The organism is Peribacillus sp. NPDC097675 (genome assembly GCF_050277655.1).
In the GTDB taxonomy this organism is placed as follows: Bacteria; Bacillota; Bacilli; order Bacillales; family DSM-1321; genus Peribacillus.
In genome coordinates this window covers 82244-107763 of record NZ_JBNNSK010000011.1, presented here as the reverse complement: position 1 = coordinate 107763, position 25520 = coordinate 82244, and the positions used below count along the sequence as shown (strand labels likewise).

Genomic DNA, 25520 nt, shown 5'->3' with positions numbered 1-25520 from the left:
TGTCACTACCGATGTTATAAAACCTTACATCAAAATAAAATTTTGTATATCTCAACAAAAATAAATGATAAAATTGTAAATAATGTCAAAGGAATTGTATGAAACGATAAAAAGAATCACTCCATAGTCTTAACCTGTTAAATTCACATCTAGAAAATAAAATAAAAGAATGAGGTGTAATGAGATGAAGGTAGCCGAACTTTTACATTTGCCGTTTTTATCCGGGATGCATGTGATAGCAGGAGAATCAGGAATAGAATGCGAAGTGCATACGGTCAATATGATGGACGCCCCCGATATCATCCATTTTCTTAAACCAAATGAATTTCTTGTAACAACCGCTTATCACCTAAAAGACCAGCCACAATTATTAAAAATGCTCGTCGAAAGCATGGCCAAACAAGGTTGCGCCGCACTTGGCATTAAGACACGACGATACTTAAAAGAAGTACCGGATGAAATCCTTCAACTCGCCAATGAACTCTCACTACCCATAATTGATCTTCCCGAAGATTTATCTCTCGGCGAAATCACCAATCTCACATTACGGGCCATTTTAGATCAACGGGCCAATGAACTAATGTACGCGATGGAAACGCACAAACAATTTACCAACCTAATTATGCGGGGGAAAGGAATTCAGAAATTACTTGATCACTTATCCAAGATGATTGAATTTCCCATTGCATTAGTTGATCAATACTTCAAACCAATCGTTCATCCTAATCGCACCTCTCCAATTTTTTCAATAATCAAAAAAGTAGCCCGTGAAGGATTGCACTACCAAGCAACCAAAGCTTCCTTTTTCTCTTTTTCAAGTTTATCCAATCAAGAAACCTATACCACCTTCCCCATCTATATGGATGAAAAGGTATTTGGTTATTTAATCATCTCTGGAGAAATTAAGACTAGTGACAACCTCATTACATTGACGATCGAACAGGCTACAAACGTCATCTCCTTCGCTTTAATGAAAGAGCATGCAATCAAACAACACGATCGAAATATACGGAATGAATTCTTTCTTCATGTTCTTGATGGCAGCTTCTCTTCCCAGGAGGAAATTATAAATCGGGCAAAGGAATTCTCCTTACATAATGAGCAACCGTATATATGTGCTGTCGGAAAAATTGACGAAACGCTAGAAAATAAAAACTTCACACAGCAACAAGAAAAAGCCGATTCGGTCTACACGTTTTTAGAAGAAGCACTTCGCGAATCAGCTTTCCCCATCCATCTCTTTACAAAAGGAAAGAAATGCATTCTTTTATATGAAGTGAATGAAGAGGCCACCCTTTCCCTTCAATATGTAGAAACTTCCCTACAATCACTGCAAAAATTGGTAAATAACCAATTCGATTGTACGGTATCGTTCGGAGTCAGTCATCTGACGCCGAAATTTCTTCAGATTAAAAACGCCTTCAAGGAAGCAAACGATTCCCTCAAGGAAGGTGGCTTATCAAAGAGGCCCGAATACATCCAGACATTCCGGACAAAGGACATCATGGAATTGCTACGAATCGTTCCCGAAGAAGACCTAAAGAACTTTCACCACTTCGCATTAAAAGGATTCTCAAAAATCAACAACGAGGAACAGGAACCATTGCTACAGACCTTATCCGTCTATCTTGAAACCCATTGCCAAATATCCGAAACAGCCAAAAGACTATTTGTCCATCGGAACACCGTCGTCTACCGACTAGAGAAGTGCGAGGAGCTGCTTGGCAAAAGCTTAAAAGATTCCGAAACCACATTGCAAATACGGCTCGCCTTAAGAATCAACACGCTGCTGACTAGTTAGAGAATTCGATATCACATGTTTAATTAGCACGTTAGGATATATAAATATAAGTAAGACTTATTATTATAAATAACAACTTCGTAATTTCCTTATTATTACAATGGAAGTAAAATGATAATTAGGTACCACCCATTTGAATACAGAGGGGAATGTTCTACATGCCATTTAAATTTCAAACCATTGACCACATTCAGCTCGCTGCTCCTAAAGGCAGTGAGGATATTGCAAGAAAATTCTTTCAGGACACTTTAGGTTTGGATGAAGTGGAGAAACCTGAATCATTAAAGAAACGTGGCGGGTTGTGGTTTCAATTCGGGAATCACCAAATACATATAGGAATCGAAGAACCCTTTTATCCAGCCAAAAAGGCACATCCGGCGTTTGCAATAGAAAATTTAGAAGCGTTAAAACAGCATTTACTCACGAACGGTATCGACGTCAAGAATGACGATAGAATCCCCGGTGTTAAAAGGTTCTTCATTTCCGACCCTTTTGGTAACCGGATGGAATTTTTAGAGCGAAATACACACTAAATCTAACCTGTTCTAAGAGTCAACCAAAAACTTTACTTTCCTTGTTTTTTCGGATTTAGGATTAGCAACTTTTAGGAGCTTATATGATAATAAAGTGGATTAAATGTCAAATAGATAAAGAAAGTAAATATTCTTTTTCAAAAGCACAAGAAAGATGGAGTAAATTGAAAAATTCGGAAGGGTTTTTAGGTCAAATAGGTGGTTGGGATAAAAACAAGCCATTTGAAGCAGGGATTCTTTCATTTTGGAAAGACTACCATTCTTATGAAAAATTTATGAAATATCATCATGACGGTATTTTCGAGAACAGTAATCAAAAAAATACTTATCATACTATCTCAGTTAAAATTTTCGAAAAGTTGTTTGATATAGGTTCAATAGACTTCACAAGGTTATTACGTGAAGGAAATCTCCTTCGAATTGCAGAGTGCTATGTGGATCTAAATAGACAATTTAATTTTGAACACGCACAAAAAGAAGTGTGGAATAAGGGTATGACAGATACTTCCGGAATGTTAGCAGGGATTTTTTGTAGAAATCCAAACCATAAAGAAATGTATCTAGTAGCTTCATTATGGAGTGACAATCTTTCACATCAATCGTATGTCGACAATAAATTGCCATTATTAATTCAGAATTCTGGGGTCAAAGACCCGGCAATTAGGATCACAGGAAATTTATTAGAAATTAATTCAAAATGGTTGGTTCTTTAAAGAAAAGGCTCTGTTAAATGATATTGTTGATAAAAGATAATGAAGAAAAAAGGACCCAAAAATAGGTCCTTTTTTTCGCTAACCGCTTCATCTAGTGTCCTCTTAAGTTGATGAAGATTATTATAATCGCTATTTCTTTTTCTTAATGGCATCTCTACTCATTAAAAAGTAGGCATTACCAGCTATAAATAACCCTGTGCTAAGCCACATTGCTATACCGTTCCATTCGCCATTAAACAATGTGATATTTGTTAGATTCACAAAAAATAATGCAATTAGAATAATGTACAATCCTGTTATCTCTTTCATTTTCCCCCCCCATAAAATAGCTCCGTTAGTTGAATAACTCAAAACACTAATATTGATACGTTCTTAATGACCGATAAGTTTCATTAATTGGAAATAAACAACTTTCCACTATCATTTTGCTTATAGAGCCATTATCACTTCGATGTTTCACAATATCCAAGAAAGTAACAAAATGAACTTCTCCAACAAGGTCTGCTGATTTACGAAGGGAATATCCATTTAATGAAATCCAACCATTTGTCAGGTTTATGGGTACGATAAAGAGGAGTAGAAGTCACATCAGTAAAAGTTTTTTTGCAGTCTTTACAACGATATCGTTGCCGTTCAACACTTTTCAGTCTGAGTTTTACTGTATATTTACCAAACCGCACGAATACAAGTATAACCGTCTTTGTTTTTTCGTTCAGTTACTTCTTGAAATACAGGTTCACTTGCGGAAAAAGAGCCAAGTGAATTGACAAAGAATTCTTTTAAACAGTGTTGTTCTGCTGAATTCAACTTTTTAATCTCTCCTATCAATTCACTTAAAGTCATTTTACCTATCCAAGCAAATGTTCTTATTTTGATAATAGAACGTTTTTTTTCATAATTTACTCGAATATCAACTGAATTATTTAACAGAGTCTGATGAAAAAGAAAGGTTAAGCACCGATTTATACTTTCTCCTTTACACTCTTCCTATTGTTCGACAATTACGGATCAACACAATTAAATTTCAACAAAATAACTTTCAGAATGATTTAAAACCAGTATTTTTAGAAATTATAAATTATAAATATCTTGACTTATAAAGAATTATTTTGATATATTTTAAAACAGACCGGTTGGTTTAGAGGAGGTTTATTGCGAATGGACACAAAATCACTAATCATCGAAATCGCGACAAAGCTTTTTCAGAAAAAAGGTTATTTGGGTGTGGGATTAAATGAAATCCTAAAGGAATGTAACATTTCAAAAGGCTCGCTTTATCACCACTTTCCGAATGGAAAAGAACAATTACTCATCGCTTGTCTTCAATCATTGAATGCCATCATTATTTCCGATATGAAAGAAATTTTCCAGCAACACCCCACCACTCAATTAGCGACACAAACGATGATTGAGAAATTGGCCGATCAATATGATCGAGATGGGATGATTACCGGTTATACATTTAGCAGTATCGTTAGCGAAATGGGGTCATTGAGTGAACCAGTCAGAAATGCCTGTGCCCTCTCTTTCACAAAGATTCAAGACATTTATACGTACAAGTTAGAGGAAGACGGTTTTTCAGAACAAACGGCTCAATCACTCGCTTTAATGATGACGGCCACCATTGAAGGTGGAATTATGCTTTGCTTAACTAAAAACACGAGTGAACCCCTAAGAACGATTTCAAAGGGATTACCCCAACTATTAAAGAATGAATGATAAATCCTTTTAACAAGCTAGTGCATGTTGTGAACGTCTCAAATACTTTTTTGAAAGGAAGTAAAATATGAAGAACGAAATGAGATTACCTAGAAACGGTAAGGAAGGTGCATTGTACGGAGGTATCATATGCTTTCTTACCTCTTTATTCATGTCGACTTTCAGTATTATCACGGTAATGGGTGAATTTAATGGAAAAGTTGCACTGGATATTGTTACAATATGGCCAATCATGTTTGTGATTGCCATGATCATCGAGCCTGTCCTTGTAGGCCGCATTGCAGAAAACCTAGTGAAGAAATTCACTCAACCAACTGACAGTTTTAACTCAAAAATCTTATTTCGTATTATATTCACTGTATTCGGGATGTCATTGTGCATGACTTTCATTGGTGGTATCATCGGAAACGGATTTAATTCAGATACATTCAGCAACTTTATTTCGAGCTGGCCAAGAAACTTCTTTATTGTATTTCTTGCTGAGAGCTTAGTAATCCAACCTATCGCTAGATTGGCGATGGTTAAAATGCATACTAGTCAAGATAAAAAGCATGCTGCACTTGCCATGATGAAGTAAACAGAAAAAAGGTTTCGGAATGATTATATTCCGAACCCTTTTTTTCTCCTGTTTGACCCTGGAGCACTAGGCGCCATGCATGGTTACTCAATCTAGATATCTTCTTGCTCCGGCATATTCTTCACCATATCCCGATGTCTTGATTTCATCTATCCTTACATGCGTCGAACTGTTTGGCGAGTGGATCATTTTCCCATCACCAATATACATTCCGACATGGTGAACCTTACCTTTTCCTTCATCATATGCAAAAAAGAGTAAATCACCTGATTTAAGATCTTTCCGTTCCACTTTTTTCCCCTGTTGCGCTTGAACGGTAGAGTCCCTTGGGATGGTTACCCCATTAGCATGGTACATCGTATAGGTGAACCCAGAACAATCAAATCCAAAACCGGACATCCCTGCCCATAAGTAAGGTAGTCCTAAAAATTCTTTTCCTGATTGCACGATATCCTTACCCGTTGGTACTGGAATATCCTTTTCGTCTTGATAGAGTGCCACGTCTTTTTTATCTAGCCATTTAGCTCCATTACTTGGTGTCATAACCTTCACTTTACCTTTTTTCACCTGTAAAAGTGGAAGTCTTGTATCGAAGCTGATCTCCATGAATTTTGAACGATGTTTCGAATCTGAATAAAGCCAAGTCTTAGGGGCTTTTACAAGAGCAAATCCTTTTTTAAATTGTTGCTCAAAGGCTTTTCCAGTTTTAACTTGCCCCTTCGGCATCCACCCTGGATAACCTGCCTCGTTACGAGGTGTCAGTTGATTGGCAACTGCCACTTTCACCCATTTCCCGCGTTCTTCAAGTATGGTCACTTTTGAACCATATAATGCTTGTGTTTCCAGATTACCCACAAGCCATAGCTTGTCTTCGTATTTCATAGAATTGATCCACTCATCCAATTGAACGGGATTTGACGCAGAAGGCGCATCTAATGTTCTTAGTAGGCCCGGCTCCGTCCATAGAGTCGCAACAGATACATCTACATAAGCACTTTTCTTCTTTGAGCTTGCGCTGGCTTCATTCGGACTGAATGCTAAAATACTGAGTGCAAAGAAAGAAAGCACGAGCACGATAAACCCTTTTCTTTTCTTCAAACTAATCACCCTTTCGAATTGTTTTTATTAAGTAATAGAGGATTTCCTCTTAACTCCTATACCAGGTTCATCTGCTATGATGAGTTGATCTTTAATAAATCGAATGCCTTCGAATGGTTCATTCTTGATCCATAATGGAGCATCTAGATCAATCTTCGTTATATTCGGATGAGCGGTTGCCAAATGAGCTGCGGCCGCTACACTTACCGTCGATTCCATCATACTGCCAATCATGCATTCCACTCCCGCGACTTCTGCCATATCGGCGATTTGAAGTGCCCGTCGAATTCCTCCTGTTTTCATTAACTTTATATTAAGTAAATCAACAGCTTGCTCACTCAGAAGCCTCATGGCATCTCGAGGGGAAAACAAACTTTCGTCGGCCATGATTGGCACTTGTACCGATCTTTTTATTTCTTTCAATCCATCGATATCATGCGCTTGTACCGGTTGTTCCACCAAATCAACATTCAACTTTCTATCCTCGATTTCATGAATGATGGAAATCGCTTGTTTTGTTGACCATCCTTGATTTGCGTCTACCCTGATAATGATTTGATCCCCAACAGCTTCACGTATGCAGGCAACCCGTTCCACGTCACTTTTCCAGTCTTTCCCCAGCTTTATCTTCATCGTTGAAAATCCTCCATTGATGAGGGACAAGGCCGCCTTTGCCATTTCATCAGGTGCATCCACACTGATTGTCATATCATTTTTCAGGACATTCGATTTACCGCCAAGATATTGATATAAAGGAAGCTTCCATCGTTTGCTGACTGCATCATATAAGGCGATTTCGACAGCGGCTTTTGCACTTGTATTACCTACACAGGATAGTTGAACTAGCTGTGACAACGCATTGATATTCTCAATGTCGCGACCAATTAGATGTGGCGCTATCACCTCTTCAATGACAGTCATGATCCCCTTTGTAGAGTCACCTGTGATGGCAATCGTAGGGGCCGCAGCCCCCAAACCTTCCGTCCCATCTTCCAGCCTAACGGAAACCATGATGTTTTCAATTTCCGTTGCTGTACGTAAAGCCGTCTTGAATGGTTTTATAAGCGGAAAGGTTTCCACCGATACTTGTAAACTTTCAATCTTCATAATACCAATCCCTTCTTATAAACTCGAGAGTATATAGGACGTAATAATTCCAAAATAAGTACCCAGCAAACTACCTAGAACGGCCATAAGAATTCCGACAGGTATGAGCGCCCGGTTGAATGCACCTGCCAATATAGGGGCTGAAGCAACTCCTCCTATATTCGCTAATGAAGCAACACCCATGGTGAATAGATCCAATTTGAAGACTTTTGCCAGAATCACCATGATCAATCCATGAAAGAATAGAATCATAAATCCGGATAAAATATAGACAGGCGCTTGAAACAGCTGTGAGAAATCAGCATGTGAAGCAATTAATCCAATGATGATATACAGCATGACTTTGGAGATTTCCATGGATCCCGCAATCCGGCCAACTTTCGTCACTGCCAGGATCAAACCTACGGTCGAAGCAATGATGATGGTCCAAGTTGTCGCATTCACAGCGGCACCCAATACCGGCAGGATTTCACCAATTTTTGTTGCCCCTACCGATACGAATAAGGCTAGTGCCAAGAAACCAATCAATTCCACAAATCCAAATTCGGTTTTGGATTCTTCACCCGCCTCAAGCTCAGAAGTCATTTGATTAATGAAAGACATATCCGCTTTGGTCCAAATATTGAATTTTCCAGCAAGCGGTACAAGCCAGAACAAAAACATGACCCAAACGGAGTAATTCACCGTATCCATGATCAGGGCATACCCAAAGATATTTTCAGGTACATCCAATATCCCTTGTAGGATCACCATATTGGCCGATCCGCCTGTCCAGCTTGCACTTAGAGCTGAAAACGCCTTCCAGGTTCCTTCCGCATAAAAACCATTTAATAATATGTAAGTAAGAGTGAACCCTCCAATGATGCTTATTGAAGCGGCAAAAAAAGTTAAAAGCATTTTTGGTCCAAGCCTAATAATTTTTCGCATATCACATTGCAACAGCATAAGCATCAGCATGGCAGGAAGCAAAAGGCCACGAACGGTGCCATATGCACTTTCGACCGATTCACTATTAGAAAACACCCCAAACGTTTTCATCAGAGCCGCTCCAATATAAATGAGGACAATACCAGGAACATACTTAAAGAACTTTCCCCCTATTTTCTTTTCTGCTACGGCAATCACAGCAGTAAATGCTAATAAAAAGCAAACAAACATCACACCATCTTGAATCATTTCCCATACCTCCTTATATTTAAAGGAATTCCGTTCAACTAAACTCAGTATTCGTCTCTGCAAAATCCAAGAAGCAGAATATGAAACTACGATTATATCGAACTTGCCCCTAATAAAAAATCCAGCTGCCAAAGAGCACGAAAACACTCTTTAACAGCTGGATTTCATTTGCGATTAACAAAAGAAGCAGCTACACCTTATAAAGTTGAAGATATTTAATCGTTGCATTTCTGAGAGCAACGGTCAGGGCTTTCTGAGAAGAACCAAAGTATCGTTTCTCAATTTCCTTCTCTAGCTCATCAGGTTGAAGAATGGATTTGCCTTTTAACAAAGAGTGAATGAACTTAGATGTAAGAGATATCGTAGTCGAACATTCCACATCCACTATTTCATGTGTATCACTATCAATGACAAGCCCGATAAAAAAACAGTTGAACTGCTGTGTGATTGGATTATTGGAAGCCGTCTTCGACTCGCCGACTATATAAATCGTATTCTGTTGAAACATACTTATTGTGCCTCCTGCCATTACAGACATGCAACAGGTATAAATACGTTGTCTATCTATGATTATATATATACTAATATAGCCAAGATCAACTTGTCAATATATTTTGTATATTGAAATAATTAGTCGTACAAGAGAATGGATATGCTTTACTCAATCCATATGCTATATAAAGCCAGAAGGAGACGCTTTTCTTCAGAGACTTATAGTTGGGATTTATTATTTACCTATCGTACTTAATAATTCAACTTCCACTTTTTATGCAGTTTGCCTATAAACCCTTCTTGAAATTATTTACAATAACCAATGACAATTGTCAGAATATTTATTATGATGGTAGTAATTATAACAAATAAGCGTAATATTACCTGACAATGACTTGAAGAAGGGAGTTTTATAAGCATGAATGAAAAAAATGGCAAGTCTAAGGTCTTCTCATTAGGCCTACAGCATGTCCTTGCGATGTATGCCGGTGCAATTTTGGTTCCTATCATCGTCGGAGGAGCTCTTGGCTTTACTCCTCAACAGCTCGCTTACCTTATCGCGATTGACTTACTGACTTGCGGAATCGCCACGTTACTTCAGTCTTGGAAGAATAAATATTTCGGCATTGGGCTGCCAATCGTTTTAGGCACTTCTTTCGTAGCGGTCACTCCTATGATTTCCATAGGCAGTAATTATGGAATTTCGGCCATATATGGATCGATTATCGCAGCGGGATTATTCATCATTTTTTTCTCCAATATCTTCGGCAAGCTACTTAAGTTATTTCCTCCTGTCGTCACGGGGACAGTCGTTATCATCATTGGGCTCTCCCTGGTTCCTACCGGCATTAAAAACATGGCCGGCGGTGCAGGCAGCAAAGAATTTGGTTCAGCTGAAAACTTAATGCTCTCCTTTGGTGTCCTTGCCATCATTCTTCTGATGAATCGTTTTTTCACAGGATTCATCCGCGCCATTTCAGTATTGGTTGGGATTGTCGCTGGAACCATCGCATCTGCCTTTACGGGAAAAATGGATTTTTCCACCTTAATGGAAGCCTCTTGGTTTCATGTCCCAGCTCCATTCTATTTTGGGACGCCCACCTTTGAAATTGCCCCCATCCTGACAATGTTGCTCGTGGGTGCGGTCATCCTTATCGAATCCACAGGTGCCTTCCTAGCCCTTGGGAAAATAACCGGGCGGGAATTAAAGGAACAGGATATTGTACGAGGCTACCGGGGAGAAGGACTCGCATTCACCTTAGGAGGAATTTTCAATGCCTTTCCCTATAGCACATTCGCACAAAATGTCGGCTTGGTTCAATTATCGGGCGTGAAAAAACGATCCATTACTATCGCCGCCGGCTTCATATTAATCGGGCTTGGACTTGTTCCGAAAATTGCGGCACTCGCTACCTTGATCCCTACCGCAGTTCTTGGTGGAGCTACCGTCGTCATGTTTGGAATGGTTGTGTCGTCAGGAATCAAAATATTGGGCGATGTTGATTTTTCCGACAACTCGAATTTATTGGTAATTGCTTGTTCAGTCTCCTTGGGTCTCGGTGCAACGGTTGTTCCAGAATTATTCTCAAGCCTTCCTGAGGGAATTCGTATTATAGTCGGTGACGGAATCATTACCGGTAGCCTGACAGCCATCATCCTGAACTTAATTTTAACTCCCCGCAAGAAAAAAACAGATTCAAGAGTGATGCCCGAAACGGAACAGCTCTTAGCAAAAAGTGTATAAAAGGAGTCCAAAAAATGATCACTCTTGAAATATTACAAGTAAAAAGCAATGAGGAATTCACAGACTTTCTAAGTGATGTTTTCGAACATTCACCTTGGATTCCAGAACAAGCGGCAGCGTCTCGGCCATTTTCTACCTTATTAATTCTTCACCAATGCATGGTCGACATCGTCAATCGTGCTTCAACAGAAAAGAAGCTGGAATTAATAAGGAAGCATCCAAACCTAGGGGACAAAGTCGAAATGACCGATGACTCGATCAAGGAACAGCGTGGAGCCGGATTAAAGGACTTAACCGCCTTGGAATACGAAAATTTCCTTTCATTGAATAAACGCTATATGGATAAGTTCGGGTTCCCCTTTATCCTCGCAGTACGCGGTAAGGATAAGAATGAGATATACGAAGCAATGCAAACGAGGATCCACCATACAGAAAAAGACGAATTCGAAACGGCCTTATCTGAAATTCACCGAATCGCGCTCTTACGTTTACAGGAAAAAATCAAATGCTAAATAGTCTCGGCCCTGGCCGAAGAATGCAAGGGATAAGGAGACATATATGTCTGGCATAACAACGCATATATTGGACTTAACGCATGGGAAACCCGCTGCAAACGTCACAATTGAATTATATTATTCCGAACCATCTTCCTCCACATGGCAGCTACTACAAACAGCTGCCACGAATGCAGATGGACGGCTTGATGCCCCCCTCCTAATCGGGGAAAATGCAAAAACCGGCAATTATGAGATCGTCTTTCATATCGGCGATTACTTCCGTTGTCAATCTATCGACCTGCCCGACCCTCCCTTTTTGGATCAAGTTCCAGTCCGCTTCGGCCTAGCATCCCCCGATTCCCACTATCATGTGCCTTTACTCGTCTCGCCATGGGGCTACCAGGTGTACCGAGGAAGTTAATGACTTAGAAATACTACAAAAAACCCCCGGCAAAGAGGCGTATTTACCGTCCCTTTGCTGGGGGTATCTAATGGTTTATTCATTCATTAGCCTTCTCAAGCTCCTACGCCATTACACTATTTTTTTCTTGGCTGCTAGTTTTTCGGGTGATTCTATTTCTCTCAACCCTTGATAGATGCAAAAACCTGAGTACCCTAAGAGTAATAAACCCGGACCAATAAGTAATAGGGCTGCTCCTTCTTTTGATTGAGTAAAATCGATGAAATATCCTATATAAGGAATCGTAAATCCAGAGTACAAAGCTACAACATTATCAGAGAGAATCGGATCTGCATCCGAAGTTTTATTATTGTCGCCCTTCGTTTCGTAAAGAACATGCTCCCCGCTATTGTTCACTTTGGTGATCCTATGAGTAATTAATATTCCATCACTTGTTTGAAATGTGATGATGTCCTCTTTTTTCAGTACTTTTTTCTCATCTGAATTTAGTGGCTTTACAGCTATAACTGAACCGGTTTGAAAGGTAGGTTCCATCGAACCAGACAATACAGTTTTAAGCTGGTACCCAAAAACTTGGGGTTCCCCCCCAGACGCTTTTGAGGATATGATAAGAAACACCATGACCATTAGGTTTAAGAATAGTACGAATGTAATCAAATTACTTATTACTTTCAGCGTTCTTTTCAAACTCTTCGCCTCCTGACTTATTATCTACCTTACCATCTGTGTTCTCATCCTCTGTAATAGGGTCCTTTTCAATCGGTAACTCACTTTCTTCTTTTTCTTTATCGATAGCCTCGTTTTCTTTAGGCTTATTTTCAATTTCGTCTTTATTGGAATCATCTACTTTTTCATCAGAGTCCACTGCCTCTTCATTCTCCTCAGTTTCGGGCTGATCACTTTCTTTCTCCTGTTTTTCATTCGTATCTGGCTCATCTACGATTGGTTCATTCACATCTTCACATTCTTCATGATTTTCATTCTCTTTTGCGTTAGAGCAATCCAGGTCCTCGGCTATCTCCCAAGTCCCAATCTGAATCTCTTGGTATACTAGTTCACTGTCGGTATAATAGGCATTCGTTTGGCCCGTAACAGCCACCACTGCTCCTAAAAATAAATACCATATAGCCACCAGCTTGGTTAATGTCCATAATCGTTTTTTTCTCTTCCCATTTCCCTTTTTATTTAGTATTGGAAACCCCTTCTTTCTAGGCTTCATTCTTTATATTGCTTGCTTCCCTATAGAGAGCAGACTGGCAATAATGTGTTCATTCAATTTGGATGTATGTTCCCTTAGGACTCATATGTACAAGATTCATTCCAAAAAATATTTGATATAAAAGAAGTGCCCAAAAGAACACTTTTGGGACACCTCCACTTTTTAAATCCTTAGTTCACACCAACAGCGGTATATGCAGCTTTTACAGCTCTAACTTCTTTTGAGCTAGCTCCATATAAATCCGTTGCAGCCTGAATAGCTGCTTCTCTCATCATTGTAAAGTTTGAACTGGCTGTCATGTATTTAGAAAGGGCGCGGTAATAAATTTGTTCTGTCGCTTCACGACCAACCCCACTCACTGTAACTCCATAATGAGTTCCACCCTCTGAAATCAGATAGGAGGCTTTGTTATTGATACTACTGTTGATATGCACACCGCCACTATCTGCAGTACCGGTATATCTTTTACTCCAATGATCTGGAGAAAATCCACTATCCGTTCTAGCGTCAACGATTTCTGCCGGATTACTCATGGAACGCAATGCCTTTCTTCCATCCTTAACGATTTTTTCTCCAACTAGCCATTCTTCATCAGTTCTGTCTACCATTGCAGCAAATATATCGGACATGGATTCGTTTAAGGCCCCGGATTCATTTCGATAGATTAGGTTTGCCGTATGTTCAGTCACACCATGCGCCATCTCATGCGCAGCAACGTCCAAGCCTCCAGCGAAATTATAATAGGCGATGCCATCACCATCTCCGTATGACATGGTTCTCCCATTCCATGAAGCATTGTTCCAATTATTATTCACATGGACCGAAGAAATTAACTGTTGGCCCTTATCATCAACTGAATTACGACCAAATGTGCCTTTAAAATAATCATATGTCTTCTGTGCATTTGCATGTGCATCTACAGAAGCACCATCTTTAAACATTTTAAGAAGGCTTGTTACTAGTCTGTTGCCGTTCTTTGCATCATTGGTGATAACGCCTTTTCCACGCGTCACATCAGTGAGACCATACACCCCATTAGCAAATTGCGCTTCGAACATCTGCTTGTTATTAAATACGCCATTACCAAATGCCGTAACGTCTTGGGCACCATTATATTTATCTACAATTTTCCCATTAGTAGAATCAACGAAATAATGCCAGTATCCAACCTCAGGGTCAATGGTAGAAGCTTTAACTAGAAAAGTATTATGGAAAGCTCCATCGAATTCATAAATATACTGTTCAACGGAAATGTCACCATCGTACTGATCTACCTTGCCAATTTCCTTTTCAATATCCTGTTTTGTTACTTCAATTGCCTCCGTTTCAGAAATGGCAACCTCTGTCTTGATATTTTCATTCTCAAGATTAGGCACAACTTCACCGAAGAACGATGTAACATTATTATTTTCGTCAATGGCTATCGTAGAATCCGCTCCGTATATTGGAACTCCTTTATACTGTTCAATCATTCTAAAGTGATGAGTTCCGAACTCTTTATCAGCTTGTTCTTCAATTACTTTAAAGTTTTTTTTCATATCACCTTTTAGTTTAAACTTCTTACTATTTTCATTAAGGAAAGAATAGGCGATTTCCCTCTTGCTTAAGTCACTTTTTCCTTTTGCGGACCAAGTTTCACCGATAAAAGAAGGAGTTTTATATTCATCATTATATTTAGTAGTGTCCTGAGCACCTACAAGTGATCCACCTGTACCGAACGTCCCTAAAAAAACGGAAAGAGCTAAAGTGGAAGAAGCCATTTTCTTATTTACTTTCAATTATCCCATCTCCCTCATACATATATTTAGTGGCCAATTATTTTCATAGTGATAAGAGAATCTTACTTAGCTTCACCAACGGTTTGATTAGCGATAAATGTCCAGTCTAGTTTAAGCTGATCACCTTGTAATACATTTTGATCTGCTCCATTATCAATAAATTCAAACTGTACCCAAAGATCGTTTTCAGCACCCGGTTCAAGCCCACCATTTTTTGCAAAGAAAGGGTCTAGAACACTCTTTTTAACAAGATCCGGATCCATATTTTTCAATTCTTGCAGTGTTGTCTCAAAAATAGGTTCATTCTCTTTGTCCCAATTCCACAAGAAGTTCACTCGGATATGCTTCCCGAAATCTTCTGAACCGTTGTCACCCTTCGCATCGACAACCGAATACGCTGTTTTCAGATTGACGTTTTTAATTTTCAACGAACCATTATTCGTCAATTTAAATTCAGTTGTTTTCGAGTCACCCGGTTTCATATTATCAAGATTGACGATGGTTTGTGGATTAATGGACAAATCCAATGTACCGGCTGCGAATGTATTATTCGTTACTTCTTGATCGCTGAAATAAGCATATGTACCCCCACCAATTAGTGATAGTCCTAATGCTGCTGATGCAATACCTAAACCTAACTTTTTCTTCATACCCACTTCATTTCCCCCCGCATCTCTATTTTACTTTCTCAAAATCTTTAGTATCCATCTTCATGTTACAAGTCGTCCACTACGCAATATTAAGTAAAATCAATCTCCTTCCTTTTATTTTCTAACTCGTATGAGTACTCTTGAAGCAACCTTACAATACTAATCTAGGAGCACATTCACTCCTGGGTATTCTTTATTAAGATTAATTTGTTCTCAATAAAGAATGTATTTACATAATATTACTTAATATTACATATTGTTGTATATAGTCTTATATGTTTATAATCTTCTGAACTTTCAATAAATATTTTCCATTAAATCAACCATTTTACCCTTACTCTTCGACACATTCCCAACATTAATCTCCGTATAAGTGGGAAAATAGCGAAAATGAGCTTACTATTGCCGTCTTGGATATGATAGGAACGTAAATTTAAAGGTATCTACCGAAGTTTAACATGGTATTATTTACCTAAATTACTTTTATCACTAGACTAAAGTTGTTTAATCTCTAGGGTCTAGACCAGAATCTTATCCATTTATATTTCATAGAGTGAGAGTTTTTATTGAATACTCATTACTATATGGCTAGTGACCTATCAAAAGGATAATAAAGAACGTATGGCCCCAATAGCAGGGGCCATACGTTTATGAATTGAAATCAGGTTATATCGAGGGTTACAAATCGCACTCTTCTCAAGATCCGATCGCTGCCCCGTCTCCCCTTGGGTCGACTCCACCTTTAAGGAAACCTTGCTCATCGATTTGGATGGCCTGTGCGTGCCCCATCGCTCCGTCAAATTCCTCAACGACTTCGACAAGATGTCCTTTTCCTTGGAGTTCCTTAATGGTATCCTTTTCGGCACGACTTTCGATACGTAACGCCTCACTTGATTCTCCCCAGGTCCTGCCCCAGACAAAACGCGGCTCATTGATGGCCGATTGCGGATCCATCCCAAAATCAATCATCCGGGTAATGATTGCGGTCTGCGTCTGCGGTTGCCCTTCTCCACCTTGCGTTCCGTAAATAATGCTAGGTATTCCATCCTTACAGGCCATTGCCGGCATCAATGTATGGAAGGATCGCTTGTTGGGTTCCAATGTATTGACATGGTCGGAATCAAGCGAGAAAAAAGACCCCCGGTTTTGAAGAATCACACCTGTATCCCCGGCAACGACACCCGATCCGAACTCGAAATACAGGCTCTGAATGAAAGAAACGGAATTCCCATCCTTATCCACGACGGCAGCATAGGCTGTGTCACTGCCCATTGGAGGACTTGTCACCTTTTCCGCTTTTGCTAGTTGAATGGCTGTTGCGAGCTTGGCTGCGTATTGCTTATCAAGCAACTTTTCAAGAGGTATATCAAAGAATTCAGGATCCGTTAACACCTCGTTTCGATCACGGAACCCCGCTTTTAACGCCTCAGCCATTACATGATAATAATCGGCAGAACCGTGTTCCATGTTTTCCAGGTCAAAGTTCTCTAGAATATTTAATGCCATCAAACCGACGAATCCTTGAGAGTTGGGCGGAACTTGATAAATGGTATAGTCGCGGTAGGTAGTGGAAATCGGTTCGACCCAGTTACCTTCATGGTTAGCAAAGTCCTCAGCCATTAACAGTCCACCTTGTTCCTTCATATACGTAACAATCGATTCAGCGAGCTCTCCATGATAAAATACATCACGTCCCTGCTCAGCAATCTTGGTTAAACTGCGGGCCAAGTCTTTTTGGTAAAAACGTTCCCCCACATCTGGAATTCTTCCACCTGGAGCATAAATATCCGCCGTGATTGGCATTCTTGAAAGCCATTTCCAGTTCTGCTTTGTATAGTCCACTTGGTTCTTCGTAATCGGAAAACCCTTTTCCGCATAGTCGATGGCCGGTACAAGAACCTCAGCTAATGTTAAAGTACCTAATTCTTTTAATATAGCATCCCAGCTATCTACCATTCCCGGAACGGTGATGGCACTCCTTATGCCACGAAAGGGAATGGCCGCTTCACCTACATAAGTTTCATGGCTGACATTGGTCCCAGAACGGCCGCTTCCATTATAGGCACGTATTTTCCCTTCCTTCCTTTCATAGTTCAACCAGAACGTATCACCGCCAAGGCCCGTCATATGCGGATATACCACACCTAAGCAGGCACTGACAGCCACCGCCGCATCAAAGGCATTACCTCCTTTTTCGAGAATATGATTTCCCGCCATCGACGCTAAATAATGTGGGCTAACTACCATGCTCTTCGTTCCGATAATTGATTTTGTCATAAAGCCGCTCCTTTAATTTTGATTTTTCTGACAATTAACTATATTTGTATTATAAACCTTTTCTTCTCAATGCGTAATCTATATTTTCTTTTTATAGACAAATTGAAATATATTTATCATTTAGATTATCAATTAAATTGGTTTATCTATAAACATCCATACAATTTGAAACTTCCAATGAGATTTTACAAGCATTTTGAAAGATATTTTGTTATGATTAATAGATAAACATGGAAATGAATGATTCTTAGTTGAATAGGAGGATTCGAAGTGAAAAACCCATATGGAGAATTAACCGTGGGAATGATGCGGACAGGGATTTTGGGATTCGGTGGCGGTCCGTCGGTTATCCCACTCATTCGCCACGAGGCCGTTTCCCGTTACCGTTGGCTTGATGATGATGAATTCGGCGATACATTGGCCATTGCCAATACACTCCCGGGACCGATTGCCACAAAGATGGCCGCCTATCTGGGGTATAAATTAAAAGGATGGCCAGGTGCTCTCGTAAGTGTCGCCGCTCATATTTTACCTTCGGCCTTTGCCATGGTGTTTCTGATCGCCTTCATAAATGTCCTCAGTAATTCTGCGATGATCAGCAATATGATTGCAGCCGTTATGCCTGTTGTTGCAGTTATGCTCGGGCAGATGGCGTATGAATTTGGCGAAAAGGCCGTTAAAGGATTGGGAAAAGTACTTGGCATCTTATTCTTTGCCATTTCCTTCATCCTTCTTCAGGTCGTTTCCCTACATCCTGGAATCGTGATCATGATCTTCCTTTTATATGGGGCATTTCATTTCAAATTGAGAAGCAGAATTAAAAATAAGAGACAGGAAAAGAAGGAGGAATCAGCATAATGGGGGCTCTTTTTATCCCGGTTGGTGTAGCTGTATTTTTGGCCTTTTTCATAGCGAACATTCTAGGCTACGGAGGGGGGCCTGCTTCGATTCCTCTCATGTACGACCAAATTGTCACCCGCTTCGGCTGGCTCTCCAATACTGAATTTTCACAAATGCTTGCGCTCGGGAACTCCCTTCCAGGACCGATTGCCACAAAGATCGCTGCCTATGTTGGCTATGATGTATATGGATGGCCAGGATTCTTCGCGGCATTGGCGGGCACCATCATCCCCTCTGCCGTGGCCTTGATATATCTATTGAAAATCTTACGAAAATACAAGCAGTCTCCCATCGTGAAAGGCATGTCCCTCCTCGTTCAGCCAGTGATTGCGATCATGATGCTTTTGCTTACTTGGAATATGGCTGCTGATGCTGTCGGGTCGATAGGGTATCTCCATTCCTTGATCATCGCTGGAATCGCCTTCCTAGCGTTAGGTAAATTCAAAATTCACCCTGCCTTCGTCATCATTTTCGCCTTTGCCTATGGAGGGTTCATCCTCCCGATCATATAAAAAAATCCACCTCAAAGGTGGTTTTTTTATGGCTGGCATGGCAAACGTTTCTTATTGAAAAAGAGTTTTTATAGAATCACCTTTTAAATGTTTTTGGAACATTCCTTTTATTGTATTTACATTGGCGATTAAACCCAGTAAACTATGGTGTATTGCTTTTATTTATTTTTTCAGAATAATCATAATACATATGATTGAATTTTCATTTATCGAGGAGGAATGTTGCATGCAAAGATTACAAGATATATTAGAAACCAGAGATTTTATTATGAGCAAAACGGACAATCAGCCAAAGATCGGTATGATTTTAGGATCAGGGTTAGGATCTCTTGCTGACGAAATCGAGAACCCATTTAAAATCCCATATAGCGAAATTCCTCACTTTGCAAAATCCGAAGCAATCGGCCATGCAAATGAATTGGTAATCGGGCAATTGAAGGGTAAAACTGTGGTGGCCATGAAGGGACGCTTTCATTATTATGAAGGCTACACATTAGATGAAGTGACTTTTCCTGTGCGTGTCATGAAGGCATTGGGGGTCGAACAATTAATCATTACCAATGCTTGTGGCGCTATTAATACAGACTTTAATCCAGGGGATTTAATGCTCATTACGGACCACATCAATTTGGTCAGTACAAACCCTCTCATTGGACCGAATAATGATGACTTGGGCACACGCTTCCCTGACCTTTCCCAAACCTATCATCCTGAGTTGCGTAACATTGCTTCCAAAGTGGCCAAGGAACAGAACATTTCCTTACAACAGGGCGTTTATGCTTGGTGGAGTGGCCCCGCGTATGAAACACCAGCAGAAATTCGGATGATTCGTACGTTGGGGGCAGATGCTGTAGGGATGTCAACCGTCCCGGAAGCCATTGTAGCCGTTCATGCCAAGATGAAAGTGTTGGGAATATCCTGCTTAACGAATATGGCATGCGGAATTTTAGATCAACCATTAAGTCATGATGAAGTGATTGAAGTCGCAAGTAAAGTGAGAACACAATTCGTTGGATTGGTTAAAGGAATCGTGGAAGAAATGTAAGGATAATAGAATTGTAGACATTATGCTTCACAAAAAAAGATTGTCGAGATAAATATATTTCTCGACAATCTTTTTCTTTAACTGGAATATTTTCTTAAAGCTTCATTCCCATGCGGCTCTTATACCGTTTAATGAGAAGTTGGCAATCGACGCTGACTACCCCGGGCACTGGATAAAGCTTTTCATTAAGAAAGCGCTCCATCTCCTGATTGTCCGTGAAGATTCCGTGCATATGCAGCTTGCTCGGACCGGTCATATGATACAAACTTGTTACGGCAGGCTCATTCTCCAATTGTTGTGCCACCGATTCCAAATATTTTGGCTCCACCTCGACATTGAAAAATGCAGAGACATGAATACCTATCTTGGCTGGATTGATGACGGCAGTAAATCGTTCGATCACTCCTTTTTCCACCAAGTGATTGATTCTCGCTTGAACCGCCACTCTTGAAAGCTCCACTTGCTTTGCTAAATCCGTATAAGAAATCCGCGCATCTTCATGTAGTATCGAAATGATTTTTTTGTCGATTTCATCCACCTTGGTACTCGGAATATTAAAATCCTCTGCCATCTAAGTAACTCCTTTTTGAATCATTTATTCTATTATCTCAAAGGAATCACTCCTTCACCAATTATTTTGATAACTAAAAAGAAAAACTGCCAGTAAACCGGCAGTTTCGTTAATGAAGAATCAATAGCCAAATATATAATCCAAACAAAGTGATGAATAATGTCGGGACAGTCAGAATAATTCCGACTTTAAAATAATATCCCCAGGTGATCCGGACTCCCTTGAGTTTTAAGACATGAAGCCATAAAAGCGTGGCTAAAGATCCAATCGGTGTGATTTTCGGACCTAAATCGGAACCTATGACATTGGCATAAATCAGAGCTTCCTTAATAGGTGCCGTTGTTGGAACTTCTGCTATGGCAAGGGCATTAATCATGACTGTCGGCAAATTATTCATGAACGAAGAAAGAACCGCTGCAATGAATCCCATGATGATTGTCGCCGAAAACAAGCCCTGATTGGCCGTTGCCTTAATGACGTCAGCTAATAGACTGGTCAATCCTACATTCCGTAGTCCATATACGACCACATACATACCAATCGAGAAGAAGACAATATTCCACGGAGCACCGTGAAGGACCGTACGAATTTTTACTGCTGGACTTCTTCTTGCCAAAATCAAAAGAACGATGGCGATTGCACCAGCCACAAACGAAACGGGTATACCTATAAACTCACTTGAAAAATAACCAACAAGCAGAACAGCAAGGACGAACCAGGAAATCTTGAACATACGCGGATCTTTTACCGCATCAGCCGGCCGCTTCAAATGATCGGAGTCATACGTTGCTGGTATTTCTTTTTTGAAAAACAAATAGAGCACGAGAATGCTTGCTCCTAAACTGAATAATGTCGGGACAATCATCCGGCTGGCATATTCTCCAAAGCTGATTCCGAAGAAGTCAGCAGATACAATGTTCACCAGATTGCTGATGACAAATGGCAAGGAAGTCGTATCGGCGATGAATCCACTAGCCATGATGAATGGCAGCACCATTCTATCATCGAACTTCAATGCCCGTACCATCGCAAGTACAATCGGGGTCAAGATCAATGCGGCCCCGTCATTTGCAAACAGCGCCGCAACGATGGCTCCTAGAACCATAACCAAAATAAAGAGACGGAAACCTTTTCCATCCGCATAACGGGCCATGTGCAGCGCCGCCCATTCAAAGAAACCTATTTCATCTAATATTAACGAAATGATAATCAAGGCCACGAACGTCAACGTCGCATTCCAGACAATCTGCGTCACATCACTTACATCCTGGAACGAGACAACACCGAACAAAAGAGCAATGATTGCCCCTCCGCAGGCACTCCAGCCGATTCCCAGCCCCTTTGGCTGCCAGATGACCAACACTAACGTAATGAGAAATATAATTAAAGCTAAAACCGTCGAACTCATGATGCCAGCACCTCTAAGCCACTCCTTCTATAAAACTTTCATCCTTTAACTATATAAGAATACTAGTTTTTACACAACGTGCAAAGGCCACCCATTTCTTGGTAGCCCCCTGTCAATATGAACCTTCCAATTCACTTTCTTCTAGATACAATAGGAAGGGTACATCCAAATAATCATTCCCTGTTCCATACCCGATTCCATCGGTGGGCACTGTAGGAAAAACTGCCTTACCATCCTTGCCATAGAATCTATTACCTATTTTAAATGTTTGTCTATCCTCAAAGTATCCATCAAAAATGGATTCTTTTTGTACTTCTGTATACTGATCCATAAGAGTTAGCCAGCTATCTGGGTATTTTTCCACTCCATAGGATTTATCCTCAACCATGATACTGTGCATCATTTCTAAACCGGGTTCATAGGTCGCCTCATCCTCTGAAACAATGAAACTCCTATCTTTTATCATAAACATCTTGATTTCAGACATTTCATCCTTTGGGTCTAGATTCCACATGAAGAATGAATCTTTTTTTCCGTTCCAAGCCTTTGGCTCGCCCCCATTATCCACGGAAGCCGCCCTCCATTTATTGTCCTTCCAAACCCAGAAACTCATCCGGTATTCTTTGCTTTCATTGATGAAAGGAACAAAGACATGAGTATCATCTAAATAAAGAACGTCCTGAATGACCTTGGGTTCTGCTTCAGGAAAAAAAGAATTGATCCGTTTAATCACTTGCTTATCCGTAAGAAATGCTTCGGGTTCTCTTGGGGATTGAATGATCAAAAGGACTCCCACAATAAGGACAATCACTATCACTAAGATGATTGTTTTCGTTTTTTTAGTCATTCTTACCAGCACCTCCAGACAACACGGATTCTTCCGACCGGAAGTAAACCTGGCGTCCTTTATTCGGTGTAATGAGGAAACCCTTTCCATCTCTTTCTACATAAATGACTGTTTTAAGTCCGCTTCCCTTTTCAGGAACCGTTCCTGTCAAAAGATAAGGAAACCGTTCTTTATACCCGTTCTTTTCATTGATTTCATAATACCAGGGACCAATTATCATTTTCTTTGGTTTCATCTCGTCCACCTGTTTTTGCAACACCTCATTATTCAATGTGACCTTCTTCGCAGTTGGGTGTGTGTTGATTAAGGAAGCCTTTGCAACATCCTGCATATATGTCGAAGGTTCATCTTTTGGGAACATCAAATGATCAAGCGGCGTATTCAAGAAGGAAAAAGTAAAAAAGATGAAGTTCACCCAAAACCCTAACCAAGCATAGCGACGATACCGCGGCCAACGCTCTGTATTCTTCTTTCTTCTCAACCACCAATATAAAAGCGCTACTCCCATTGGTAGAATGGGCACCTTGATCGCTTCAGTTGATAGATTAAAAGTAATGCTGAAAGAAAAAATTCCGATGAACATAACCAGCAAACATTTCCAAACCCTTGGCGAATTTTGTTGTCTTTTATAGACAACAAAAAACAAGATGCCGATAAGTATATAACTGAAAAGTAATAGAACCAATGAGGGCATATGTATATACAAGTTTTGCTTCATTATTTTGTCTCAACCTCCCGCTTGGTAGATAATCACCCAGTAAATGTAAAGCCTCCTCTACCATACCATATCCCATCTCTCTTGTAATCGTAACCGCAGCCACCCCACCTTTCTCGCTAATAAAGATGGGGTATTTATCTTGTTAAAGCCACGATTATAGGTAAACCCACCGCTTAATCCTTTGATTGAACTGTACTTATAATATCTTTATATTGATCATCATTGATGATTCCAAGCTTCTTGAACATGGCGGAATATCCAATGATTTTCTTTTGCGTACGATTTGTCCAATTCATATGAATCCTCTCCTTTATATAATTTATGCCATTCCAACAAAATGTTTCCTTAATGCAAAATATTTTATATCAGCTAAAATAAAAACCGCCTAATTGATTGGCAGTTTTCCCTGATTAAAAGACTGTACTAAAACTTTCATTTGTCTGATTTAGGCAAACGCTTCGGTGGAAAAAATTTTGTTATAAATGAATACGATAAAGATTTTAATATTGGACGATATCCTTGGTTACCACTCCTTTTCATTACTTGCTTCGCCTTTTATAGGTTACATAAAGAAAATTCTCCGAGGGCATTTTACTCCATTTTAGAATGTCTTCTCCTTCAAACACTGTGCATGAAATACTTCCAGGAAACAGTTAAACTTGGCTAATAATTAGAAGAAATAAAAAAACATGTACCGCATTAGCAGGACATGTTTGTTGAAGGACATTGATGATTAAATGAACTTCAGCGTCAAAAAGACCTTACTCATAAAGAGATAAGGTCTTTTGACGTCTCAGGATTATTATTTAGATGAAAGTTCACTTTCTGTTACCCATTGATGATTTTTCACTTCAATGCCACCATCTGTAGGTTTGTAATCAACCATATATACTGTAGTGGTATCGGCAGACTCGATGACACCTTTTGCACCATCCATACCTTCCATATGATCGGTATCAAGAGTCACTTCAGTACCTGGTTCTAACGGCGTTTCTCCAGCATCTTTGATTTCTTCATGAATCACCCATTTATGGTCTTCTACTTTTTTATCTTCTGTTGTAGGTGTATACGTAACGGAATAGGCTGTCGTATCATAGGCTCCGACAATTGTTGCTTCGGCTCCATCCATGCCTTCCATATGATCTGATTTAATCGTTACTTTATCTCCCACTTCATACTTTGGATTCTCCGCAGCTTTCAAACCATCAGGAACCTCTGCCTCATTGGAAGAATCTTTAGCATGATCCATATGATTTGTTTCCTCTTTAGTCGTATTTATATCCGTACTTTGTTCCGTTTTCGGTGTTTGGTCAGTATCTTTCTCCTCATTATCATCATTACATGCGGATAATGCGAATGCTGATGCCAAAGAAACTAAACCAATCGCTAATTTTTTTCTTTTCATAGTTGTAGTCACTCCTAAAAAGTTATTTAATAAGTCGAAACAGAATGCTAGCCAAAAGTATATGTATATATTCTGTTCATCCCTTACTACAAGTGTAAGTATCCTGTCTCTCTTATATTTTTACCCGTATGGAGTCTCCATAAACATGGAATATAAAACATGATGAACAAAATTAAATTCGATAGTTTACTGGACTACAGTGGAATTCTTGCAGGTATATGAGCGAAAAGAAAGTACTGCCATTCTTTTGGGAAAATCCGAAGCATTTGGAGTTAATATATAATAGAAGAAAGTCGTCCGTGAAGAGAGATT

27 protein-coding genes and 1 pseudogene are annotated in these 25520 nt (G+C 39.8%); 11 read left to right on the top strand and 17 right to left on the bottom strand.

Annotated features, from left to right (window positions below; translation table 11 throughout):
* Nucleotides 1-184: 184 nt before the first annotated feature.
* From ACQKL5_RS16640 to ACQKL5_RS16630, 3 genes are all read left to right on the top strand, one after another.
* Entirely contained in the window at nt 185-1801 is a 1617-nt protein-coding gene (locus tag ACQKL5_RS16640; RefSeq protein WP_427610001.1) for a PucR family transcriptional regulator, read from the top strand.
* A 158-nt stretch (nt 1802-1959) separates the two neighbouring features.
* A complete protein-coding gene (locus ACQKL5_RS16635) occupies nt 1960-2334 on the top strand; it encodes a VOC family protein (RefSeq protein ID WP_427610000.1) in 375 nt (124 codons plus the stop codon).
* 83 nt (nt 2335-2417) lie between these two features.
* A complete protein-coding gene (locus tag ACQKL5_RS16630; RefSeq protein WP_427609999.1) occupies nt 2418-3047 on the top strand; it encodes a YdbC family protein in 630 nt (209 codons plus the stop codon).
* 129 nt (nt 3048-3176) lie between these two features.
* On the opposite strand, the gene ACQKL5_RS16625 is transcribed toward ACQKL5_RS16630, so the two are convergent.
* Both ACQKL5_RS16625 and ACQKL5_RS16620 read right to left on the bottom strand, forming a co-directional pair.
* On the bottom strand, nt 3177-3356 hold the full coding sequence (locus ACQKL5_RS16625; protein WP_427609998.1) for a hypothetical protein: 180 nt from the start codon (nt 3354-3356) through the stop codon (nt 3177-3179).
* A 163-nt stretch (nt 3357-3519) separates the two neighbouring features.
* A pseudogene (locus tag ACQKL5_RS16620) lies at nt 3520-3890 on the bottom strand (transposase); the annotation flags it as partial.
* A 315-nt stretch (nt 3891-4205) separates the two neighbouring features.
* On the opposite strand from ACQKL5_RS16620, the gene ACQKL5_RS16615 reads away from it, so the two are divergent.
* Together ACQKL5_RS16615 and ACQKL5_RS16610 are read left to right on the top strand one after the other, a co-directional pair.
* Entirely contained in the window at nt 4206-4766 is a 561-nt protein-coding gene (locus ACQKL5_RS16615) for a TetR/AcrR family transcriptional regulator (RefSeq protein ID WP_427609997.1), read from the top strand.
* 67 nt (nt 4767-4833) lie between these two features.
* Nucleotides 4834-5343, top strand: coding sequence for a DUF2798 domain-containing protein (locus tag ACQKL5_RS16610; protein WP_427609996.1), 510 nt, complete (start codon nt 4834-4836; stop codon nt 5341-5343).
* An 87-nt stretch (nt 5344-5430) separates the two neighbouring features.
* On the opposite strand, the gene ACQKL5_RS16605 is transcribed toward ACQKL5_RS16610, so the two are convergent.
* The 4 genes from ACQKL5_RS16605 to ACQKL5_RS16590 all read right to left on the bottom strand — a co-directional run bounded on the left by ACQKL5_RS16605 (nt 5431) and on the right by ACQKL5_RS16590 (nt 9232).
* Nucleotides 5431-6441 (bottom strand): NlpC/P60 family protein, encoded by a 1011-nt coding sequence (locus ACQKL5_RS16605; protein WP_427609995.1) that lies wholly within the window; start codon nt 6439-6441, stop codon nt 5431-5433.
* A gap of 27 nt (nt 6442-6468) precedes the next feature.
* Nucleotides 6469-7548 carry a dipeptide epimerase gene (locus ACQKL5_RS16600; protein ID WP_427609994.1) on the bottom strand — a complete coding sequence of 360 codons (1080 nt, stop codon included), beginning with the start codon at nt 7546-7548 and terminating at the stop codon, nt 6469-6471.
* Nucleotides 7549-7563: 15 nt separating this feature from the next.
* Complete coding sequence (locus ACQKL5_RS16595; protein WP_427609993.1) at nt 7564-8724, bottom strand: DUF819 domain-containing protein; 1161 nt, start codon at nt 8722-8724, stop codon at nt 7564-7566.
* Between the two features lie 190 nt (nt 8725-8914).
* A complete protein-coding gene (locus ACQKL5_RS16590) occupies nt 8915-9232 on the bottom strand; it encodes a DUF3870 domain-containing protein (protein WP_427609992.1) in 318 nt (105 codons plus the stop codon).
* Nucleotides 9233-9634: 402 nt separating this feature from the next.
* Here ACQKL5_RS16590 and ACQKL5_RS16585 point away from each other — a divergent pair, with 402 nt between their 5' ends.
* Genes ACQKL5_RS16585 through uraH form a run of 3 tightly spaced genes read left to right on the top strand, consistent with a single transcriptional unit; the run spans nt 9635 to nt 11878 of the window.
* Nucleotides 9635-10960 (top strand): nucleobase:cation symporter-2 family protein, encoded by a 1326-nt coding sequence (locus ACQKL5_RS16585; RefSeq protein WP_427609991.1) that lies wholly within the window; start codon nt 9635-9637, stop codon nt 10958-10960.
* A 14-nt stretch (nt 10961-10974) separates the two neighbouring features.
* Nucleotides 10975-11472 (top strand): 2-oxo-4-hydroxy-4-carboxy-5-ureidoimidazoline decarboxylase, encoded by a 498-nt coding sequence (gene uraD / locus ACQKL5_RS16580; RefSeq protein WP_427609990.1) that lies wholly within the window; start codon nt 10975-10977, stop codon nt 11470-11472.
* Between the two features lie 46 nt (nt 11473-11518).
* Nucleotides 11519-11878, top strand: coding sequence for a hydroxyisourate hydrolase (gene uraH, locus ACQKL5_RS16575; RefSeq protein ID WP_427609989.1), 360 nt, complete (start codon nt 11519-11521; stop codon nt 11876-11878).
* A gap of 111 nt (nt 11879-11989) precedes the next feature.
* Here uraH and sipW read toward each other — a convergent pair whose 3' ends face one another.
* The 5 genes from sipW to ggt form a co-directional block, all read right to left on the bottom strand.
* Nucleotides 11990-12565 (bottom strand): signal peptidase I SipW, encoded by a 576-nt coding sequence (gene sipW, locus ACQKL5_RS16570; protein ID WP_427609988.1) that lies wholly within the window; start codon nt 12563-12565, stop codon nt 11990-11992.
* Complete coding sequence (locus ACQKL5_RS16565; protein WP_427609987.1) at nt 12537-13010, bottom strand: hypothetical protein; 474 nt, start codon at nt 13008-13010, stop codon at nt 12537-12539. The genes sipW and ACQKL5_RS16565 overlap by 29 nt, the downstream gene beginning before the upstream one ends.
* 257 nt (nt 13011-13267) lie before the next feature.
* Nucleotides 13268-14857 carry a M4 family metallopeptidase gene (locus tag ACQKL5_RS16560; protein WP_427610101.1) on the bottom strand — a complete coding sequence of 530 codons (1590 nt, stop codon included), beginning with the start codon at nt 14855-14857 and terminating at the stop codon, nt 13268-13270.
* 80 nt (nt 14858-14937) lie between these two features.
* Entirely contained in the window at nt 14938-15531 is a 594-nt protein-coding gene (locus ACQKL5_RS16555) for a TasA family protein (protein ID WP_427609986.1), read from the bottom strand.
* A gap of 690 nt (nt 15532-16221) precedes the next feature.
* Nucleotides 16222-17802 (bottom strand): gamma-glutamyltransferase, encoded by a 1581-nt coding sequence (gene ggt, locus ACQKL5_RS16550; RefSeq protein WP_427609985.1) that lies wholly within the window; start codon nt 17800-17802, stop codon nt 16222-16224.
* A gap of 270 nt (nt 17803-18072) precedes the next feature.
* Between ggt and ACQKL5_RS16545 the strand changes: the two genes are divergently transcribed.
* The 3 genes from ACQKL5_RS16545 to ACQKL5_RS16535 all read left to right on the top strand — a co-directional run bounded on the left by ACQKL5_RS16545 (nt 18073) and on the right by ACQKL5_RS16535 (nt 20259).
* Nucleotides 18073-18660, top strand: coding sequence for a chromate transporter (locus ACQKL5_RS16545; RefSeq protein ID WP_427609984.1), 588 nt, complete (start codon nt 18073-18075; stop codon nt 18658-18660).
* A complete protein-coding gene (locus ACQKL5_RS16540) occupies nt 18660-19214 on the top strand; it encodes a chromate transporter (protein ID WP_427609983.1) in 555 nt (184 codons plus the stop codon). Before ACQKL5_RS16545 ends, ACQKL5_RS16540 begins: the two co-directional genes overlap by 1 nt.
* A gap of 226 nt (nt 19215-19440) precedes the next feature.
* Entirely contained in the window at nt 19441-20259 is an 819-nt protein-coding gene (locus tag ACQKL5_RS16535; RefSeq protein ID WP_427609982.1) for a purine-nucleoside phosphorylase, read from the top strand.
* A gap of 94 nt (nt 20260-20353) precedes the next feature.
* Here ACQKL5_RS16535 and ACQKL5_RS16530 read toward each other — a convergent pair whose 3' ends face one another.
* The 6 genes from ACQKL5_RS16530 to ACQKL5_RS16505 form a co-directional block, all read right to left on the bottom strand.
* Nucleotides 20354-20830, bottom strand: coding sequence for an Lrp/AsnC family transcriptional regulator (locus tag ACQKL5_RS16530; RefSeq protein ID WP_427609981.1), 477 nt, complete (start codon nt 20828-20830; stop codon nt 20354-20356).
* A 109-nt stretch (nt 20831-20939) separates the two neighbouring features.
* Complete coding sequence (locus ACQKL5_RS16525; protein WP_427609980.1) at nt 20940-22238, bottom strand: arsenic transporter; 1299 nt, start codon at nt 22236-22238, stop codon at nt 20940-20942.
* Between the two features lie 112 nt (nt 22239-22350).
* Nucleotides 22351-23085, bottom strand: coding sequence for a hypothetical protein (locus ACQKL5_RS16520; RefSeq protein ID WP_427609979.1), 735 nt, complete (start codon nt 23083-23085; stop codon nt 22351-22353).
* Nucleotides 23078-23668 (bottom strand): hypothetical protein, encoded by a 591-nt coding sequence (locus ACQKL5_RS16515; protein ID WP_427609978.1) that lies wholly within the window; start codon nt 23666-23668, stop codon nt 23078-23080. Before ACQKL5_RS16515 ends, ACQKL5_RS16520 begins: the two co-directional genes overlap by 8 nt.
* A gap of 308 nt (nt 23669-23976) precedes the next feature.
* Entirely contained in the window at nt 23977-24099 is a 123-nt protein-coding gene (locus tag ACQKL5_RS16510) for a hypothetical protein (RefSeq protein WP_427609977.1), read from the bottom strand.
* A 506-nt stretch (nt 24100-24605) separates the two neighbouring features.
* Nucleotides 24606-25208, bottom strand: a complete 603-nt coding sequence (locus ACQKL5_RS16505) for a YdhK family protein (protein ID WP_427609976.1) — start codon at nt 25206-25208, stop codon at nt 24606-24608.
* Nucleotides 25209-25520: the final 312 nt, after the last annotated feature.

What these genes read in the sequence shown, in the direction of transcription:
- ACQKL5_RS16585 (WP_427609991.1), top strand. Translation starts at nt 9,635, where the DNA reads ATGAATGAAAAAAATGGCAAGTCTAAGGTCTTCTCATTAGGCCTACAG.
- ACQKL5_RS16600 (WP_427609994.1), bottom strand. Translation starts at nt 7,548, where the DNA reads ATGAAGATTGAAAGTTTACAAGTATCGGTGGAAACCTTTCCGCTTATA.
- ACQKL5_RS16595 (WP_427609993.1), bottom strand. Translation starts at nt 8,724, where the DNA reads ATGATTCAAGATGGTGTGATGTTTGTTTGCTTTTTATTAGCATTTACT.
- ACQKL5_RS16530 (WP_427609981.1), bottom strand. Translation starts at nt 20,830, where the DNA reads ATGGCAGAGGATTTTAATATTCCGAGTACCAAGGTGGATGAAATCGAC.
- ACQKL5_RS16540 (WP_427609983.1), top strand. Translation starts at nt 18,660, where the DNA reads ATGGGGGCTCTTTTTATCCCGGTTGGTGTAGCTGTATTTTTGGCCTTT.
- ACQKL5_RS16590 (WP_427609992.1), bottom strand. Translation starts at nt 9,232, where the DNA reads ATGTTTCAACAGAATACGATTTATATAGTCGGCGAGTCGAAGACGGCT.
- ACQKL5_RS16560 (WP_427610101.1), bottom strand. Translation starts at nt 14,857, where the DNA reads ATGGCTTCTTCCACTTTAGCTCTTTCCGTTTTTTTAGGGACGTTCGGT.
- ACQKL5_RS16525 (WP_427609980.1), bottom strand. Translation starts at nt 22,238, where the DNA reads ATGAGTTCGACGGTTTTAGCTTTAATTATATTTCTCATTACGTTAGTG.
- ggt (WP_427609985.1), bottom strand. Translation starts at nt 17,802, where the DNA reads ATGACAAAATCAATTATCGGAACGAAGAGCATGGTAGTTAGCCCACAT.
- uraH (WP_427609989.1), top strand. Translation starts at nt 11,519, where the DNA reads ATGTCTGGCATAACAACGCATATATTGGACTTAACGCATGGGAAACCC.
- ACQKL5_RS16625 (WP_427609998.1), bottom strand. Translation starts at nt 3,356, where the DNA reads ATGAAAGAGATAACAGGATTGTACATTATTCTAATTGCATTATTTTTT.
- ACQKL5_RS16630 (WP_427609999.1), top strand. Translation starts at nt 2,418, where the DNA reads ATGATAATAAAGTGGATTAAATGTCAAATAGATAAAGAAAGTAAATAT.
- ACQKL5_RS16510 (WP_427609977.1), bottom strand. Translation starts at nt 24,099, where the DNA reads ATGAATTGGACAAATCGTACGCAAAAGAAAATCATTGGATATTCCGCC.
- ACQKL5_RS16505 (WP_427609976.1), bottom strand. Translation starts at nt 25,208, where the DNA reads ATGAAAAGAAAAAAATTAGCGATTGGTTTAGTTTCTTTGGCATCAGCA.
- ACQKL5_RS16515 (WP_427609978.1), bottom strand. Translation starts at nt 23,668, where the DNA reads ATGTTCATCGGAATTTTTTCTTTCAGCATTACTTTTAATCTATCAACT.
- ACQKL5_RS16635 (WP_427610000.1), top strand. Translation starts at nt 1,960, where the DNA reads ATGCCATTTAAATTTCAAACCATTGACCACATTCAGCTCGCTGCTCCT.
- ACQKL5_RS16615 (WP_427609997.1), top strand. Translation starts at nt 4,206, where the DNA reads ATGGACACAAAATCACTAATCATCGAAATCGCGACAAAGCTTTTTCAG.
- ACQKL5_RS16535 (WP_427609982.1), top strand. Translation starts at nt 19,441, where the DNA reads ATGCAAAGATTACAAGATATATTAGAAACCAGAGATTTTATTATGAGC.
- uraD (WP_427609990.1), top strand. Translation starts at nt 10,975, where the DNA reads ATGATCACTCTTGAAATATTACAAGTAAAAAGCAATGAGGAATTCACA.
- ACQKL5_RS16610 (WP_427609996.1), top strand. Translation starts at nt 4,834, where the DNA reads ATGAAGAACGAAATGAGATTACCTAGAAACGGTAAGGAAGGTGCATTG.
- ACQKL5_RS16640 (WP_427610001.1), top strand. Translation starts at nt 185, where the DNA reads ATGAAGGTAGCCGAACTTTTACATTTGCCGTTTTTATCCGGGATGCAT.
- ACQKL5_RS16520 (WP_427609979.1), bottom strand. Translation starts at nt 23,085, where the DNA reads ATGACTAAAAAAACGAAAACAATCATCTTAGTGATAGTGATTGTCCTT.